Raw genomic sequence first — 16,929 nt, forward strand, 5'->3', positions numbered from 1 at the left:
TCAGAAGAGGAGCTTCAGGCGCACCCAGTTGACCAGCTTGCGGGTCCACACGTAGGTGATGTTGTGCTCGCCGGCCCGGATGTTGGCGGCCGCCTCCATGCCCGGGCGCAGCCAGCCCTCGGGGTTGGGGATGCGGGCCTCGACGATGAAGACGTTCGCCTGGTCGTGCACTTCGGCCATCGGGCGGATCTTCTCGACGGTGAAGGAGAGGGTCTTGTCGGGCCGCGCGCGGGTGACGAACGTGCCCTCCTGCCCGACCTGCACGTGCGCGATATCGCCCTGGTCCACCTGCACGAGGAGCAGCAGCTCCTTGAGGGGGGCGACCTCGAGCAGGGTCTGCCCCATCTGGAAGGGGCTGCCGATCTGCTGGCGCAGGTCGCCGCTGAGCACCACGCCGTCGAAGCTGGCCTCGACCCGGGCCTGGCGGATGCGCTGCTCGAGCAGGGCGATCTGGGCGATCAGCTCCTCGCTCTCGGCCTGCGCGACCTTGTAGTCGGCCATCTTCTGCTCGGCCAGGCTCACCTGCGCCTTGGCCTGGGCGGCGGCCAGCCGCGAGCGGGCCTCGCGCAGCGAGAGCTGGAGTTCCTGGTCCTCGAAGCGGAAGAGCAGCGTGCCCTCGCTGACGAGCTGGCCGGGGAGGACGGGCGTCTCGCGCAGGATGGCGTGGTCGAAGGGCGCCGCGTACACGCGGCGCGTGGCGGGCACCAGGCTGGCCGTGCCGCTGATGTGCATCGTCCAGCGCCCGAACACGCCCAGAGCCACGAGCAGCAGGAGCGCGATGGCCACGATCTTGGCCGTGACGCGGCCCTTGCCGAGCAGGGCCTCGGCCAGCGCCACGCCCCCGTCGCGGCAGCGGGCGAACACGCCGCGCGCGTTCTGCTTGGCCAGGCCCAGCGCGGGGCCGAGCTGCTCGCAGGCGATGCTCTGCACGCGGCGCTCGGGGCCGGTCAGCGGCTGGCGCTCGCGGCGCTCGAAGACCACCGCCGCCACGGTCTCCTCCCCCGCGCGCAGGGGGTAGGTGGCGATCTGGTAGTCGTCGGTCAGGTCGGCCAGCGCCGCGTGCGCGGGGTAGACGTCCGATGAGGCCTCCCCGGGCGGCGCCTCCTCCGCGGCGGGCGGGAACAGGATGGCGCGCTCGGCCTCGACCGCCTCCTTCATCGCCGCCGTCAGGGCGCGCGACAGGTTGGTGCGGCGGTCTATGTAGTCCTGCTCCGAAATGGCGGCGAGGCGCACCTTGCCGCGCCGCACCCAGCCCAGGCTCACGCGCGAGGCGCCCAGGAACTCCTTGCCCTTGTTCACCAGGGCCAGGGCGATGTGCTCGGGGTCCGGGTAGCCGATGTTGGTGGCGGCCACCAGGTTCCAGGCGCGGCACAGCTCGTCGTAGCGCTGCTGGAGGACGCGCGCCGCCTCCTGGGTGCCGAAGAGCAGGCCCTGCGAGGCGACCGACTCGGCGGCCACGCGGGCGTACTCGTGCACCTGCCGTTCGCCGCCCACGACCACCAGCGTCACCACGGCGGCGACCACCTGGCCCACGGGAACGGGGAGGCCCACGCTCCAGTAGGTCCAGCCCTGGAGCATGCGGTCGGCGGGCTCGGACACGCGGTCAATGCGGCGGGCGCCCTCGAGGAAGACCAGTGCGGCCTGGCGCCCGAGGGGCAGGCGCCACGATTCGGCGGCCCGCTCGCCCACGCGGGCCGGCTCCTCGCAGAGCAGCCGGGCCGCCTCGCCGGGCGCGGTGGCCGGCAGCCAGGCGGCGCCGTGCACGGCCTCCGAGCGCTCGATCTGCGCGTGCAGCAGGCCCTTGAAGAACACCTCCGCGGCCTGCGCGTCCGCGGCCCCCTCGGGAGGAGAGGCCACGAGGTCGCCCGGGCCCGCCTCGGGCTGGCCCCCGGCACGGCGGCCGGCGCCGCGCTCCTCTGCGGCTGCCTCGTGTGGGTCCATGCGTCGGGCCTCCGGGTCAGCGAGTCCCCTGCCTGGGCGCCGCGGCCGAGGGGTCCAGTTGGAATGTGACCGTCACGCGGGAGCCGGCGATCAGGGTGCCGTCGGGGTTGGGCAGCTCGAGCTTGACCCGCACCGTGCTGCTGCCGGCGTCCACCAGCGGGTCCACCATCACCACCTTGCAGGGCCGTGGGGGCCCCGCGTGGCCCTCCACGGCCACGTGCGCCGTGTCGCCCGGCTGGAGCCGCGCGCCGACGGCGGGCGAGACGTAGACGACGGCGTGCAGCAGGTCGAGCACGACGAGCCGCATGAGCGGCTTCTGCATCTCGGCGCTCTCGCCCACGTCGAGCAGCCGGCGCATGATGACGCCGGCCAGGGGCGCGCGCACGGTCATCTCGTCGAGCCGGGTGCGCTCGAGCTTCACCTTGAGGTCGCGCAGTTGCTGCTTCTCCTTCTCGACGACGAGCAGGCTGTCGGCGTACTTCATCTCGAACTCGGCCTTCTCGAGGTCGGCGCCTGAGGCTACGCCCTTGCTGTGCAGCATCTTCTGGCGCTCGAGGTCGGCCTGCTTCACCCGGAGGTTGGCCTCGGCGGCCTGGAGGGCGGCGGTGGACTTGGCTTCGTGCTCGCTCATGGCCAGGGCCACCTTCTGCACGTCGGCGTCGAGCTCGACGAGGGGCTGGTCCTTGGCCACCTTCTGGCCCTCCTCGACCAGGATGCGCTGGATCACGCCGCCGACGGGGCTGGCGACGTTGATGTCGTGCGAGGGGAGCAGGATGCCGCCGATGGTCAGCGTGGCGGGGAGGGCGGCGGGCTCGGCCGCGGCCCCGCCGCGCGCGGCGGCGCAGGCCAGGAGCAGGCCACTGAGGATTCGGGCTGTCACCGTTCGGACCTCCGTCGCAGAGGGGGCAGGGCCGCGTTCACTCGCCCACGAACAGCACGTGGCTGCTGTCGAGCAGCGTGCCCTTGACGCGCTCGAGTTCCACCAGGGCCGCGTTGAGGTCAATGAGCGCCCGCAGCCGGCGGCGCTCGGCGTCGGCCAGGGCGTCCTGCGCGAAGACCACGTCCTGGGCGTTGCGCCGCCGGCCCTCCTCCCGCCCGCCTTCGCGGAAGAGCAGCTCCTCGGCGCGCACGCGCGTCTCTTCGGCCTTCACCGAAGCCTCGGCGGCGCGGAGCCGTTCGGCGCTGGTGGCCACGGTGCGCGCGGCGTTGCGCACCTCGAGCTGGATCTGCCGCTCGAGCGCGCGAAGCTGGATGGCGGCCTGCTGGCGGTCGAGGGTGGCGCGCTGGTAGCGCGCCCGCGCGGCCCGGTTGCCCAGGGGGTACTCCAGCACGATCCCGGCGGTCCACTGGTAGTGGTTGAAGTTGTCGAAGGACTCGCTGGCCCGGCTCCAGGACGAGCCGAGGCCCATGTAGCCGAGCGAGGCCTCGAGGTCCAGCTTGGGCAGCAGGCCGTTGCGCGCCACGTCGAGCGCGATGTCGCGCGTGTCTATGGCCACCTGGGCCGCCTTGTAGTCGGGGCGCTGGGCGAGCGCCGTCTCCACGGCGCGCTCCACATCCACCTCGGGCGCGCCTGCTTGCGGCTCCGTGGTGGGCACCAGTTCGAGATTCCACCCCGACGGCTCGGCGGCCAGCTCGGTGATCACCTTGAGGAAGTCCTCCACCCGGCGGATCCGGTCGTCGGCGCTCACCACCTGCTCGTGCCGCACGGCCACGTTGGCGGTGGCCTGGCCGAGGCCCGGGTCGTCCCAGCCCAGGTCCGCGGCCTGCACCCGCACGCGCACGATCTCGAGGAGCTTGTCGGCCCGCTCCAGGGCGCGCCCGACGATCTCCCGGTCGCGCCGGGCGAAGACCAGCTCCCAGAAGGCCAGTTTTGCGTCGCCTACGGTCTGGAGGGCCGCCACGTGGAGCTGCGCCAGGGCGATGCGGCGCTCGTTGCGTGAGGCGGCGATTCTCGCCGTGTTCACGCGCACGCCGAAGCCGCGGAGCAGCGGCTGCTTGAGGCTCACGCCCGCCGTCTCGTCGTGGGCCGGGTTCACCAGCGCGTTGGGCAAGTTGTTGTTGTCACGCGAACCGCCCACGTGCGCATCGAGCGTGGTGCCGAGCTCGAAGAGCTTCACGACGCCGGCCGTGGCCGAGGCCTTGCGTTGCCAGGTCAGGTCGCCCTGCTCTTTGCGCTGCTGCTTGAGGCCGCTGGCCCGCAGGTCCCCGTAGGCGGTGGGGTCGAAGACGGCCTGCTCCTCGACCACCGTCTGGTCGGCGCGCTCGGGGTTGAGCTTCTCGGCGGCCAGGCGCAGGTTCCGCTCGAGCGCCAGGCGCAACACGTCTTCGACGCTGATCTCGCGCCGCGGCCGCGGCGGGGTCTCTCCTCCCCAGGCGGAGCCGAGAGCCAGCGCGAGCGCCAGCACGAGAATGGGAGGCTTCCCAGGCAACCCGCTTCACCTGCCTCTCGTCAGGCAACGAACCACCACCCTAGCGGGCATCAATCTTACCAAAGCCCTGCACGCGGTGCAACCGCGCGCAGGGGTTCGCGCGCCTCATTTCCCTCCCGCCCGACGCTGTAGTATACTGCATTGCCCGGGCGGTTCAGTGGCGATGGCAGCCGGCGGCTCTGCCGCCAGGTGAGCGATGGCTTTGTGGACTCTGACAAAGTGTGGGGTGTGGCACGGCGCGCTCGTCGTCGGCCTGCTCGCCGCCGGCACGTGCAATTCGCCGTACCCCGCCGCCGACGAGCGCGCCAACGCGCTCTACACGTCGTTCGCCGACGAACCCGTGCACATGGACCCCGCCCAGGCCTACGGCGGGCTGGCCTACAGCCTGATCTGCCACATCGTCGAGCCGCCCCTCCAGTACCACCTCCTCAAGCGGCCCTACGCCCTCGAGCCTCTCACCGCCACCGAAGTGCCCCGGGCCGAGACGCGCCGAATCACGTGGGAGGGCAAGGGCATGGACGCCGTGGTCTACACCGTGCGCCTGAAGCGCGGCATCCTGTACCAGGACCACCCCTGCTTCGTCGCGGCCAACCGCCGCCTCACGGAGCGCGAGGCGCGCGGCATCCGCCGCCTGGCCGACTTCCGGCAGCGCGCCACGCGCGAACTCGTGGCGTCCGACTACGTGCTCGGCATTCGCCGCCTCGCCGACCCCCGCCTGACCTGCCCGGTCATCGGCACGCTCCAGCAGAACATCCTGGGCTTCGCCGACTACGGCGCCGCCCTGAGCCATGCCCTCGAGGCGGCCCGCGCCGAACGCCGCCAGGCCGCCGGGCCGCTCTACAACCGCGAGGAGGACGAGAAGTACAACCCCATCCGCCTCGACTATGCCGCCTACCCCCTCCCCGGCGTGCGCGAGGTGGACCGCCACACCTTCGAGATCGTCCTGCAACAGCCCTACCCGCAGCTCCTCTATTGGATGACCATGCCCTTTTTCGCGCCCGTGCCGCCCGAAGCCCTGGAGTTCTTCGGCCAGCGGCCCCTGCTCGAGCGGGCGCTCACCTTCGACAAGACCGCCATCGGCACCGGCCCCTTCGTGCTGGCCGAGTACGACCCCACGAACCAGATGGTGCTGGAGCGCAACCCCAACTTCCGCGACGAACGCTACCCGAGCCTTGCCGATCCCGATCGGGCCGACCCTCGGGCCGTCGCATACTACGAGGAGCTGAAGGCGGCGGGGATGCTCGACGACGCCGGGCGGCGCCTGCCGATGGTGGACCGAGTGGTGTTCCGCCGCGAGCGCGAGTGGATTCCCCGCTGGGCCAAGTTCCGCCAGGGCTACTACGACGACTCCGGCATCAGCAGCGACCTCTTCGACCAGGCCATCACCCTCACGTCGTCGGGCGACGCCACGCTGTCGGACGACATGGTCCGCCAGGGCATCCGCCTGTTCTCGGCGCCCTCGATGGTCGTGAACTACTTCGCGTTCAACATGCGGGACCCCGTGGTCGGCGGCCTGGGCGACCGGCCGCGCAAGCTCCGCCAGGCCATCAGCATCGCCTTCAACACCGAGGAGGAGATCGCCATCTTCCGCAACGGCCGCGGCGTGGTGGCCCACACCCTCATCCCGCCCGGCATCTTCGGCCACGAGGAGGGCCCCGAGGGCATCAACCCCATCACCCACCGCTGGGACCCCGAGCGGGCCTGCGCCGTGCGCCGCCCGCTCGACGCCGCCCGCCAGCTCCTCAAGGAGGCCGGCTACGAAAACGGCTACGGGCCGGACGGCCGCAAGCTTGTCCTCAACTTCGACACGGGCTGGGTCGGCTCCGAGCTGCGCCCGCGCCTGAAGTTCGTTGCCAAGCAGTTCGACAAGCTCGGCATCCACCTCAACGTGCGCACCACCGACCAGAACCGCTTCGAGGAGAAGGTGATCGCGGGCAACTTCCAGATCCTCTCGTGGGGCTGGATGGCCGACTACCCCGACCCCGAGAACTTCTTCTTCCTGCTCTACGGGCCCAACGCCAAGGTCGGCTCCGCCGGCGAGAACTCGGCCAACTACGCGAACCCCGAGTACGACCGGCTCTTCGGCCGGATGCGCAACATGGAGAACGGCCCCGAGCGTCTCGCCCTCATCCGGCAGATGAGCCGCATCCTTCAGGAGGACGCGCCCTGGTTCGGCTGCGTGCATCCCGTGTCGTTCACCCTGGTCCACGAGTGGCACAGGAACGCGTACCCCAACGCCCTCGCCTGGGGCGAGCTGAAGTACCGGCGCATCGAGGCCGAGTTGCGCGCCGAGCGCCGCCGCGCCTGGAACCGCCCGCGCTGGGAGCCGGTCGCCCTCGTGTTCGCCCTTCTCGTGCTGGGCACGGTCCCGGCGGTCCGCATCGTCCTTCGCCACCTGAGCGAGGCGTGAGCGCATGGCCGCGTATCTCCTCCGCCGCCTCCTCTACGCCGTGCCGATCCTCGTCGGCATCGTGCTGATCACGTTCGTGCTGTTCTTCGTGGTGAACCCGCCGGAGGCCATGGCCCGGCGCATCCTGGGCGACAAGGCCGACTCGCCCGAGGCCGTGGCCACCTGGCTTCGCGAGCACAACTACCATCTGCCCCTCTTCTTCAACCCCGCGGAGAAAGGGCTCGGGCGCCTCACCAACACGCTGTTCTTCCAGAAGTGCGCGCGGCTGCTCGCCTTCGACCTCGGGCGCTCCGACGTCACGAACCGCCCGATCGCCGGCGAAATCCTCGCCCGCATGGGCCCCAGCCTGGCCATCGCCGTGCCCACCTTTGTCCTCGGCCTGTGCGCGGACATCACGGTGGCGCTCCTCATCGCCTTCTGCCGCGGCACCTATGTCGACCGCTGGGGCACCGTGGCCTGCGTGCTGATGATGTCGGTTTCCTCCCTCTTCTACATCATCGGCGGCCAGTTTCTCTTCGCCCAGTGGCTCCGCCTCTTCCCGATCAGCGGGTTCGACTGGGGCGCCTCCATGGGCAAGTTCATCTTCCTCCCCGTGGTGATCGGCGTGGTGTCCGGCCTCGGCAGCGGCGTGCGATACTACCGCACGGTGATGCTGGAGGAGGTGAACCGCGACTACGTGCGCACCGCGCGCGCCAAGGGCCTGGGCGAAGGCGCCGTGCTCTTCCGCCACGTGCTCAAGAACGCCTTGATTCCGATCCTCACCAGCGCCGTCATGGCCATCCCCTTCCTCTTCATGGGCAGCCTCATCCTCGAGTCGTTCTTCGCCATCCCAGGCCTCGGCTCGATGACGATCACCGCCATCCACGGCCAGGACTTCGCGGTGGTGCGGGCCATGGTCTACATCAGCGCGATCCTCTACCTCATCGGCCTGCTGCTCACCGACATCAGCTACACGCTCGTGGACCCGCGCATCACGCTGGGCGCGGGCGACACGCGCAGCCTCTACGGCGGCCCGTCGGCCCGCGACGTGGCCGCGCTGGCCGCGCTCGCCGCCGCGCTGGCCCTCGGCGGCGCCTGGGCCTACCGCGCGCTGGACGGCCTGCTCCAGCGCCCGGCAGTGGAGAACCTCCGCGTGCCGCTGGCGCCGAACGCCGCCTTCGCGCTCGTGGCGGCCGGCGCGCTGGCCTTCTGGCTGCGCGCCCGCCGCCAGGAGCTGTGGCAGAGTGCCTGGCGCCAGGTGCGCCGCAACCGCCTGGCCATGGCCGCGCTCGCCGTCATCGCGGCCTACGTGGCCGTCGCCGCCCTCGACAGCGTGTCGTGGCGCGACACCGAGCGGAATGCGGACGGGACGCCCCGCCGCACCGCCGACGGCCGCGCCGTGCTGTCGCCGCCCCTGACAATGCTCGACCGCCTGTGTACCCCGCTGCGCGTCTACGAGCGCAGCTACTCGGCCCCTCTGGCCACCCATCTGCTGATGAAGGAGATCGAGGAGGTCCGCGTGAACGGGCAGACGATCCGGCGCCAGGTGCGTCAGCCGCTCGACTACCCGCGGCGGCACCTGCTCGGCACCGACAAGACGGGCCAGGACGTGCTCTACAAGACCCTCAAGAGCGTGCGCACGGGGCTGGTCGTGGGCGGCCTCACCACGCTCATCGCCGTGCCCTTCGCGCTCCTGTTCGGCGCGCTGGCCGGCTTCTTCGGCGGGTGGATTGACGACGCGGTGCAATACGTCTACAGCACGCTGGCCTCGGTGCCGTGGGTGCTGCTGGTGGTGGCGTTCATGCTGGTCTTCGGCCAGGGCCTGCCGCAGCTCTGCGTGGTGATGGGGCTCACGGGCTGGGTGTCGCTGTGCCGCGTGCTGCGCGGCGAGACGCTCAAACTGCGCGAGAAGGAGTACGTGCAGGCCGCCCTCGCGCTCGGCGTCTCGAAACTCCGCACGATCGTCCAGCACGTCGTCCCCAATCTGATGCACCTCGTGCTCATCAGCGTGGTGCTGCGCTTCAGCGGCCTGGTGCTGGCCGAGGCGGTGCTGAGCTACATCGGCGTGGGCGTGAGCGCCGACACCTACAGTTGGGGCACGATGATTGACCAGGCGCGCAGCGAGCTGGGCCGCGACCCCGTGGTCTGGTGGAGCCTGGCCGCCGCGTTCGTCGCCATGTTCGCGCTGGTGCTCGCGGCCAACCTGTTCGGCGACGCGCTCCGCGATGCGCTGGACCCGCGCCTCCGCGTGCGGGAGGAGCTGGAATGAGCGCCCCCCCGCTGCTTCAGGTCGAGGGCCTTCGCACCTGGTTCCGCACGGCCGGCGCGCCGCTGAAGGCCGTGGACGGCGTGTCGTTCGCCATCGGGCGAGGCGAGACGCTGGGCCTCGTGGGCGAGTCGGGCTGCGGCAAGTCGCTCACCGGCCTCTCCATCCTGCAACTCGTGCCCAGGCCCACGGGCTACATCGCGGGCGGGGCCATTCGGTTCGACGGCCGCGACGTGCTGGCCATGCGCGGGCGCGAGCGGCGCGCCTATCGCGGCGGCCAGGCGGCGATGATCTTCCAGGAGCCGACGGCCAGCCTCAACCCCGTGCTGTCGGTGCAAACGCAGCTCACCGAGGCGATCCGCCGCCACCTGCGCCTGCCGCGGGCCGAGGCGATCGCGCACGCGGTCGAGACGCTGCGCCTCGTGGGCATGCCCGACCCCGCCGCGCGCCTCGGCCAGTACCCCCACCAGCTCTCGGGCGGGATGCAGCAGCGCGTGATGATCGCCATGGCCATCGCGGCCCGGCCGGCGCTGCTGATCGCCGACGAGCCCACGACGGCGCTCGACGTGACCGTGGAGGCGCAGATTCTCGACCTCCTGCGCGATCTCCAGGCGCGGCTGGGCATGGCCATCCTCTTCATCACCCACGACCTGGCCGTGGTGGCCGGAATGGCGCACCGCGTGGCCGTCATGTACGCGGGCAAGATCGTCGAGATGGCGCCCGCCGCCGCGCTGTTCGGTGCCGACGGGGCGCTCCACCCCTACACGCAGATGCTGCTGCGCTGCCGGCCCAGCCGCGCACAGCGGCGGCAGCCGCTCGAGGCCATCGCCGGCTCCGTGCCCAGTCCGGCCAAGTACCCCCCCGGCTGCCGCTTCTGCGGCCGATGCCCTCACGCCCGCGCCGGATGCGAGGGCGCGGAGCCCCAGCTCATCGAGGCCGCGCCAGGCCACTTCGTCGCCTGCCACCTCAGCGGGGGCGACACGGCCACGGCCCTGGCCGCGCGGCCGGCCGCCGAGGCCGCCGGCCCTCGAACCCTGGCGTGCGCCGCCGAGCCGCTGCTCGAGGCCCACGGCGTGGCCAAGCACTTCCCCATCCGCCGAGGGGTTTTCAAGCGTGTGGTGGGCCACGTGAAGGCCGTGGATGGCGTGGACCTCGCGATCCGCCGCGGCACCACGCTCGCTCTCGTGGGCGAGTCGGGCTGCGGCAAGACCACGCTGGGCAAGACCCTCATCCGCCTGCTGCCGCCCACGGCCGGCCGCGTGTGCTTCGATGGCGTCGAGTTGACGCATCTCCGCGAGGGCCCGCTGCGGGCCTTCCGCCGGCGCGCGCAGATCGTGTTCCAGGACCCCTACTCGGCGCTCAACCCGCGCCTGCGCGTGCGCGAGATCGTCGAGGAGGGGATGCGCGTCCACGGCCTCGGCGGCTCGAGGGCCGAGCGGCGCGATCGGGTCGAGCGCCTCCTGCGCAGCGTGGGCCTGCCGCCCCAGGCCGCCGCCTGCTACCCCCACGAGTTCTCGGGCGGCCAGCGCCAGCGGATCGGCATCGCGCGAGTCCTCGCCGTCGAGCCCGAGTTCGTCGTGTGCGACGAGCCGACCAGCGCGCTCGACGTCTCGATCCAGGCCCAGGTGCTCAACCTGCTGGGCCGGCTCCGCGATGAGTTGGGGCTCACCTATCTCTTCATCACGCACGACCTCGGCGTGGTGGAGTATCTGGCCGACGAGGTGGCGGTGATGTACCTCGGCCGCATCGTCGAGCAGGGCCCGGCCGAGGCGCTCTTCGACGAGCCGCTTCATCCCTACACCCAGGCCCTGCTCTCGGCCATCCCCAGCGTGGAGGCGGCGGCGCGCCGCGAGCGCATCCGGCTCCAGGGCGACGTGCCGTCGCCCAGCGCGCCGCCCTCGGGCTGCCACTTCCATCCCCGGTGCCCGCACGCCATGCCGGTTTGCCGGGAGGTGTACCCGCCGGCGACCGGCGCCGGCACCAGCCGCCGCGTCCGTTGCCACCTTTACCGGGACTGAGCGCGCCGCGTCGAACGGGCGACGGGCTATCGGGGCAGGCGGAGGGTGAAGGTGCTGCCCTTGCCGGGGGCGCTCTCGACGGTGACCGAGCCGCCATGGGCCTGGGCGATGTGCTTGACAATGGCGAGGCCGAGGCCCGTGCCGCCGAGCTTGCGGCTGCGGGCCTTGTCCACCCGATAGAAGCGCTCGAAGAGGCGCGGCAGGTGCTGGCGCTCGATGCCGCAGCCGTGGTCCGCTACGGTGAGGAGCGTTTCGGCGGACGTCTGCTCGGCCTTGACCTCGACGGGCTGGCCGGGCTCGCTGAACTTGATGGCGTTGCCCACGAGATTGACGATGGCCTGCTCGAGCAGGGGCGGGTTGACCCTCGCCGTGAGGCCCTCGTCGCAGGTCAGGTGGACGGCGATGCCTTTCTCCTCGGCCTGGAGGCAGCAGACCTGGACGGCGGCGGCGAGAACCTCGCGGAGCTTGCAGTCCTCGAGCGTGATGGAGGGCTTGCCATTGCCCTCCTCGAGGCGGGAGAGGAGGAGGAGGTCCTCGATGATGGCGTTGAGGCGGTCGGCCTGCTTGGCGATGATGCTCAGGAAGCGTTCGGCGTCGGCCGGCTCGCGCAGGGCGCCGGCGAGAAGCGTCTCGACGAAGCCCTTGATCGAGGTGATGGGCGTCTTGAGCTCGTGGGAGACGTTGGCCACGAAGTCGCGGCGGACGCCCTCGAGGCGGCGGAGGCGGGTGACGTCGTTGAGGACGATGACGGCGCCGATCTGGCGCCCGGCGGCGTCGCGCAGCGGGGCGCCGCAGAGCTGGAGGGTCACCTCGCCGTTGTCGCGGAGAGTCACCTCGCCCTCCGTGGGGCCTGGGGCGGCGAGTGCGCGGGAGGCGAAGCCCTGAAGGGCGGAGTTGCGCACGACCTCCTCAAGGCTGCGGCCCTCCGGCGCGGCCAGGTCCACGCCCAGCATCCGGATGGCGGCCCTGTTGAGGCTGATGAGCCGCTCCTGCGTGTCCACGGCGAGCACGCCTTCGACCATGCTGGCGAGGATGGCCTCCTGCTCGTTGCGTTGGCAGAGGATGCGGTTCAGACGTTCGCCGAGCTGGGCGGCCATCTGGTTGAGGGCTTCGGCCAGCGCGGCCAGCTCCTCGGTGTCGGGCACGGCCACGCGGGTGTCGAGTTCGCCGCGGGCGAAGCGCTCGGCGCCCTGCCGCATTGCGGCGAGCGGCTGGCTCACACGGCGCGAGATCCACAGGCTGAACACGGCGGCCACGAGGCCCACGGCCAGCCCGGCCACGGCCAGGCGGCGGTGCACGCCGTTCATCGCCTCCTCGATGGCGGTGAGCGGCAGCGAGGTGCGCAGCACGCCCGCCACGGCGCCGTCCTTCACCAGGGGCAGGGCCAGATACATCATGTTCCTGTCGAGCGTGGCGCTGTGGCGCACCGAGGTGCCCGTCTCGCCCCGCAGGGCGGCCATCATTTCGGGGCGGCTGGGGGTGGCGTGGTTCTCCATCCTCGTGGGGTCCTCGTCGGAGTCGCCGATGACCCGGCCCGAGGGGAGCATGACCGTGATGCGGGTGGCCGAGCGCTTCCCCAGGTCCTTGCACAGGGCATCGAGGGCCGCGGCGGCCTCGGGCGCCAGCAGCTTCTCGGCCTGCCGCTCGATCACGCGCGCTCGGGCCTCCAGCTCGCGGGCCACCTCGGCGTGGTGGAAGTCCCGCAGCGTGCTCGTGGCATACCAGGTCACGGCGGCGAGCGAGAGCGCGATGATCACCACGTAGGACGGGAAGAGTTGCCACAGCAGGGGACGCCGGCCCATCGGTTCACTCCCTGAAGCGGTAGCCCACGCCGCGCACGGTTTCGATGTAGTCGCCGCAGGGGCCGAGCTTCTTCCGCAGCCCGACCACCTGCACGTCTACCGAGCGGTCGGTGACAGGGTAGTTGTCGCCGCGGACATTGTCAATGATCTGCTGACGGGTGAAGACCCATCCGGGCCTGCGGGCCAGGTAGTGGAGCAGGCGGAACTCCACGTAGGTGAGTGTGACGGGTTTGCCGCGCACCAGCACCTCGTGGCGCTGGGGGTTGATCACGATGTCCCTCACCTGGAGCGTCAGGGTGTCCTCGGGCGTGTGGGTGCTGCGGCGGCGCAGCACGGCCTTCACGCGGGCCACGAGCACGCGTGGGCTGAACGGCTTGGTCACGTAGTCGTCGGCCCCGAGTTCCAGGCCGGCCACCACATCGGCCTCTTCGCCCTTAGCCGTGAGCATGAGGATGGGCACGTGCGAGGTCCTGGGGTCGCGCCGCAGAATGCGGCACACCTCCAGGCCGTCCACGCCGGGAAGCATGAGGTCGAGCACGATGAGGTCGGGCGTCTCCTGCCGTGCGGCGCTGAGCGCGGCCTCGCCGCTCGCCACGCAGGTCACGCGGCAGCCCTCCTTCGCCAGGTTGTAGCGCACCAGCTCCAGGATGTCCTCTTCGTCGTCCACCACCAGCACACGCGGCTTGGGCATGGCGCTCTCCTCAGTCCCAGTCGGCTCCTTCGCCTCCATTATAGCCCGTTCTGGCCCCCTGAGCATTAGCGGCGCGTTAGGATGGCGTCAGGGCGGCGTGAAATCGCATCCGAAGCCCCATCCCGGGCCCGCCGTTCCGCGGGTCCGAGGCCGGGCAGGCCCCTTGCGCCGAACGCCCCTGCGAGTACGATAGGAGAGGCCGGGTTGCGCCTTTGTGCAGGATGGGCCGAATGCAGCGGTCGCGTGTGGCCATGGCCATTCTCGGGTGCCTGACGCTCGGCGGGTGCGCGCCGCGCCCCGCATTCGAAGGCCAGGCCCTGTACGAAACCGTGCGGAGCGCGTCCGTTTTCGTCCTTCTGGACGGGCGGCACCAGGGCTCGGGCTTCTTCGCCACGCCCGACGGGCTGATTGTGACCTCGGCCCACATGGTGAAGGGCAAGGCGGACGGCCTCGAGGTGGTGTCGCCCTCCTGCGGCCGCCTGAGGGCCGAGCGCGTGGCTCTGGACCTCGGCCACGATCTCGCCCTCCTGCGGGCGCCGCGCCGCGCCGAACCCTATCCCTGGCTGCCCATCGCCGGCCGCGTGCCCGCGCCGGCCAGCCAGGTGTTCCTGTTCGGCGACCCCGTGTTCCGCCACAGGCTGCTGATCGCCGGGGCCGTGGCGCTCGCCGAGCCCACCTATTCGTACAACCCCGGCGTCGGCGGCTACATTCGCGTCTACTACGTGGCCGGCACATCGCCCGAGGGCACCTCGGGTGGCTGCTGGGTGGACCCGGCCGGGCGGGTCGTGGGCCTCCAGAGCGGGTTCCTCAACAGCCCCAAGGCCCCGGCAGGGATCGCCATGGTGGCGCCGCCCGACGCGATTGGGCATCTCCTGGCCACCCGAGCCTCGCGCGAGGCGGCCACGTTGGGCACCCGGCTGGACGAGTTGTGGACGCAGCCCACGGGCTTCATCGCCCGCTTCCCCAAGGGCACGGAGGGCGTCCTCACCGTCCTGCCCGACAAGGATGGTCCCGTGGCCAAGGCCGGGCTCACCAAAGAGTCGCTCATCACCGCCATAGACGGCAAGCCTGTGGCCTACCTGGACGATGTCATGGCAGCCGTCCGCGCGAAGAGGCCCGGCGACACGGTCACGCTCGAGGTGCTGGACCCGGGAGACAAGCCGCCGCGGATCGTCCCCGTCGTCCTGGCGAGGCTGGGGGGGCCGTCCTGAGACCCGGCCGGCCGTCCTGCGGCCGGGAGCCTGCCCGCCGTCCCGCTCCGGCCGGCCCCGCGCTCAGGGGGGCGGGCTCGCGTGGATCAACCCCTCTCGATGCGCCACGGCATAGGTGCACACCAGGTCGCCGGTCACGTTGTTCATCGTCTCGAACATGTCGAGGATGGGGTTGATGCCGAGGGCCAGCGCCACCACGACCGCCACCTGCTCGCCGCTCAGGCCCATCGTCTGAAGGATGACGTAGAGCAGCATCAGGCTGCCGCCCGGAACGCCGCCCGCTCCGATGGAAGAAAGGACCGTGGTGAGGACCAGGAGCACCAGGCTCCCCAGGGTGAGCGGGATGCCGAACAGGTTCGCCGCCAGCACGGCGAACATGGGCAAGTGCACACACACGCCGTCCATGTTGATCGTCGCGCCCAGCGGCAGCGAGAAGCTCGCCAGCTCGTTGCGGACCTTCAGCTCCTCCTCGGCCACTTTCAGCGTCACGGGCAGCGTGGCCGCGCTGCTGCGCGTGATGAAGGCCATGAGCATGGCCTCCTGGGTCCGGCGCAACACGGGGAACGGGTTGCGCCGGGTCGCGGCCCACAGCAGCGCCGGGTACACGGCGAACACCATGACCAGGACCCCGAGCACAACGCCCAGGGTCACGCTGACGTAGGGGCCTACGATCTTCGGGCCGTTCAGCCCGAAGTTCATCACCGTGAGCGCCAGCACGCCGATCGGCGAGTATTCGAGAATCCAGCCCACCATCCGGAACACCGCATCCTGGCAGGCCCCCAGGAGGCCGGCGAGCTGCTCGAGCCGCGCCGCGCGCCGCTCGTCGCCGCCCGCCTCGGCGCACACGCGGATCGCCAGCCCGAACAGGATGGAGAAGACGATGATGGGCAGAAAGTTGCCCTCGGCCAGGGCCTCGAACGGGTTGCGGAAGAGCGTAAGCAGCAGTTGGGCCAGCACGCCGCCCGCCGTGGCCTTGCCGGAGAACTCGCTCCCCGGATCGCCCATCAGCCTCGCCAGGTCCTGCCAGCGGCTCAGGTCGGAGCCCGCGCCGGGGTTCACCGCCAGGGCCAGGCACACGCCCAGCCCCGCGGCCAGCGCCGATGTGGCGAGGTACCAGCCCAGCGTCTTCACGCCCACGCGCCCGAACCGCTGGATCGGCAGGCTCGCCGCGCCCACAACCAGCGAGAAGAAGATGACCGGCACCACGATCATCTTGAGCATGTGGACGAACACGGTGCCGAAGGGCGACACGTAGGGCATGAGGCGGCGGGCCACGTCGCTGCCGGCCGCCTGGGAGACGTACCACAGCGCGCCCCCGATGAGCGAGCCCGCCACGAAGCACCCCAGGATCCGCACGACCAGGGCCGGCCGGAGATACCATCGGAGCAGGGCGTTCACCGGAGCGGCCCTTTCGCAGGCCACGGCCCACGGGGGTTCCAGGAGAGAGGCTTCCGGGCGGCTGCCGCCTGGCCGTCACGTCCGGGTCACCGCGTGGGCGTGGCTTCCACGGGCGGGCGCAGGCTCCCGAGTGGCACGCCCGGCAGGATTCGGACCTGCGACCCTCGGATTAGAAATCCGATGCTCTGTCCAGCTGAGCTACGGGCGCGTGAACCCCAGGGGGTTGGACGCGCGGGCCTCTGCGCCGACTTCCGGGGCCTGACACGCGCGGGCACCCAACCGCCCTCTGCTGTCCGCATTCTAGCACACGCGGACGGCGTATGCAACGCCTCGGGCCAGGTTGAAGTAGGCCTGGCAGGTGGTCGCCATTGGGGAGCGTGGGACGGGGGCTGCGGCGCCCGCGAGACCTCCCCATAACCCTCTATGCCCCAACGCCTTACGCGCTCCGGCCATTCCCGCTCACATACTTGCTCATCGCGCAGATGAGCGAGTATGGCCGGAACCGCGAGAATCGCCCATTCTCGCCCATCTACCCATGCTGTATCACTCTCCTCCTCACGGGGTTGATACAGCATGGGCAGGCGGCCCCCGCCAGCCGCAGGTGCGGGCCGGAACCGTAGGCGGTTTCTGATGCGGGAATCCCCGGAACAGGGGAAGGCCCGGTGCAAAGGTAGCCGCAAGCGTTCCGCCTGCGGCCACTCCTCCTCGTCCCTACGCTCTGCTCCTTTCCCTCGTCCCTACGCTCTGCGTGGGGACGGGCCTCTTGGCCGCTCCGCGGCCTCTT

At 71.2% G+C, this 16,929-nt stretch carries 10 protein-coding genes, 1 tRNA gene and 1 pseudogene; 5 read left to right on the top strand and 7 right to left on the bottom strand.

The annotated features are described in order from the left end of the window. From PLE19_18920 to PLE19_18930, 3 genes are read right to left on the bottom strand one after another with little or no spacing between them, the layout of a single operon-like run. Complete coding sequence (locus PLE19_18920) at positions 1-1,941, bottom strand: efflux RND transporter periplasmic adaptor subunit (protein ID HPD17024.1); 1,941 nt, start codon at positions 1,939-1,941, stop codon at positions 1-3. Positions 1,942-1,957: 16 nt separating this feature from the next. Next, positions 1,958-2,821, bottom strand: coding sequence for an efflux RND transporter periplasmic adaptor subunit (locus PLE19_18925; GenBank protein HPD17025.1), 864 nt, complete (start codon positions 2,819-2,821; stop codon positions 1,958-1,960). A 37-nt stretch (positions 2,822-2,858) separates the two neighbouring features. Next, the gene (locus PLE19_18930; GenBank protein ID HPD17026.1) at positions 2,859-4,370 is read right to left on the bottom strand and encodes a TolC family protein; all 1,512 of its coding nucleotides are present in this window, start codon (positions 4,368-4,370) and stop codon (positions 2,859-2,861) included. Between the two features lie 202 nt (positions 4,371-4,572). Between PLE19_18930 and PLE19_18935 the strand changes: the two genes are divergently transcribed. From PLE19_18935 to PLE19_18950, 4 genes and pseudogenes are all read left to right on the top strand, one after another. Then, positions 4,573-6,780, top strand: coding sequence for an ABC transporter substrate-binding protein (locus PLE19_18935; GenBank protein ID HPD17027.1), 2,208 nt, complete (start codon positions 4,573-4,575; stop codon positions 6,778-6,780). A gap of 4 nt (positions 6,781-6,784) precedes the next feature. Beyond that, positions 6,785-7,753, top strand: a pseudogene (locus PLE19_18940) (ABC transporter permease). 192 nt (positions 7,754-7,945) lie between these two features. Beyond that, a complete protein-coding gene (locus tag PLE19_18945) occupies positions 7,946-9,028 on the top strand; it encodes an ABC transporter permease (protein ID HPD17028.1) in 1,083 nt (360 codons plus the stop codon). Continuing rightward, positions 9,025-11,043 carry an ABC transporter ATP-binding protein gene (locus PLE19_18950; GenBank protein HPD17029.1) on the top strand — a complete coding sequence of 673 codons (2,019 nt, stop codon included), beginning with the start codon at positions 9,025-9,027 and terminating at the stop codon, positions 11,041-11,043. The genes PLE19_18945 and PLE19_18950 overlap by 4 nt, the downstream gene beginning before the upstream one ends. Positions 11,044-11,069: 26 nt before the next feature. Here PLE19_18950 and PLE19_18955 read toward each other — a convergent pair whose 3' ends face one another. Further along, positions 11,070-12,845, bottom strand: a complete 1,776-nt coding sequence (locus tag PLE19_18955) for an ATP-binding protein (GenBank protein ID HPD17030.1) — start codon at positions 12,843-12,845, stop codon at positions 11,070-11,072. A 4-nt stretch (positions 12,846-12,849) separates the two neighbouring features. Then, on the bottom strand, positions 12,850-13,536 hold the full coding sequence (locus PLE19_18960) for a response regulator transcription factor (protein ID HPD17031.1): 687 nt from the start codon (positions 13,534-13,536) through the stop codon (positions 12,850-12,852). A 230-nt stretch (positions 13,537-13,766) separates the two neighbouring features. On the opposite strand from PLE19_18960, the gene PLE19_18965 reads away from it, so the two are divergent. Further along, positions 13,767-14,747, top strand: coding sequence for a S1C family serine protease (locus PLE19_18965; protein ID HPD17032.1), 981 nt, complete (start codon positions 13,767-13,769; stop codon positions 14,745-14,747). Between the two features lie 63 nt (positions 14,748-14,810). Here PLE19_18965 and PLE19_18970 read toward each other — a convergent pair whose 3' ends face one another. Both PLE19_18970 and PLE19_18975 read right to left on the bottom strand, forming a co-directional pair. After that, the gene (locus PLE19_18970) at positions 14,811-16,145 is read right to left on the bottom strand and encodes a dicarboxylate/amino acid:cation symporter (protein HPD17033.1); all 1,335 of its coding nucleotides are present in this window, start codon (positions 16,143-16,145) and stop codon (positions 14,811-14,813) included. Positions 16,146-16,276: 131 nt separating this feature from the next. Further along, positions 16,277-16,353: transfer RNA gene (locus tag PLE19_18975), tRNA-Arg, on the bottom strand. Between the last annotated feature and the right edge of the window lie 576 nt (positions 16,354-16,929).

Source organism: Planctomycetota bacterium (assembly GCA_035384565.1).
Classification (GTDB): domain Bacteria; phylum Planctomycetota; class PUPC01; order DSUN01; family DSUN01; genus DAOOIT01.

What these genes read in the sequence shown, in the direction of transcription:
- PLE19_18920 (HPD17024.1), bottom strand. Translation starts at nt 1,941, where the DNA reads ATGGACCCACACGAGGCAGCCGCAGAGGAGCGCGGCGCCGGCCGCCGT.
- PLE19_18950 (HPD17029.1), top strand. Translation starts at nt 9,025, where the DNA reads ATGAGCGCCCCCCCGCTGCTTCAGGTCGAGGGCCTTCGCACCTGGTTC.
- PLE19_18955 (HPD17030.1), bottom strand. Translation starts at nt 12,845, where the DNA reads ATGGGCCGGCGTCCCCTGCTGTGGCAACTCTTCCCGTCCTACGTGGTG.
- PLE19_18960 (HPD17031.1), bottom strand. Translation starts at nt 13,536, where the DNA reads ATGCCCAAGCCGCGTGTGCTGGTGGTGGACGACGAAGAGGACATCCTG.
- PLE19_18965 (HPD17032.1), top strand. Translation starts at nt 13,767, where the DNA reads ATGCAGCGGTCGCGTGTGGCCATGGCCATTCTCGGGTGCCTGACGCTC.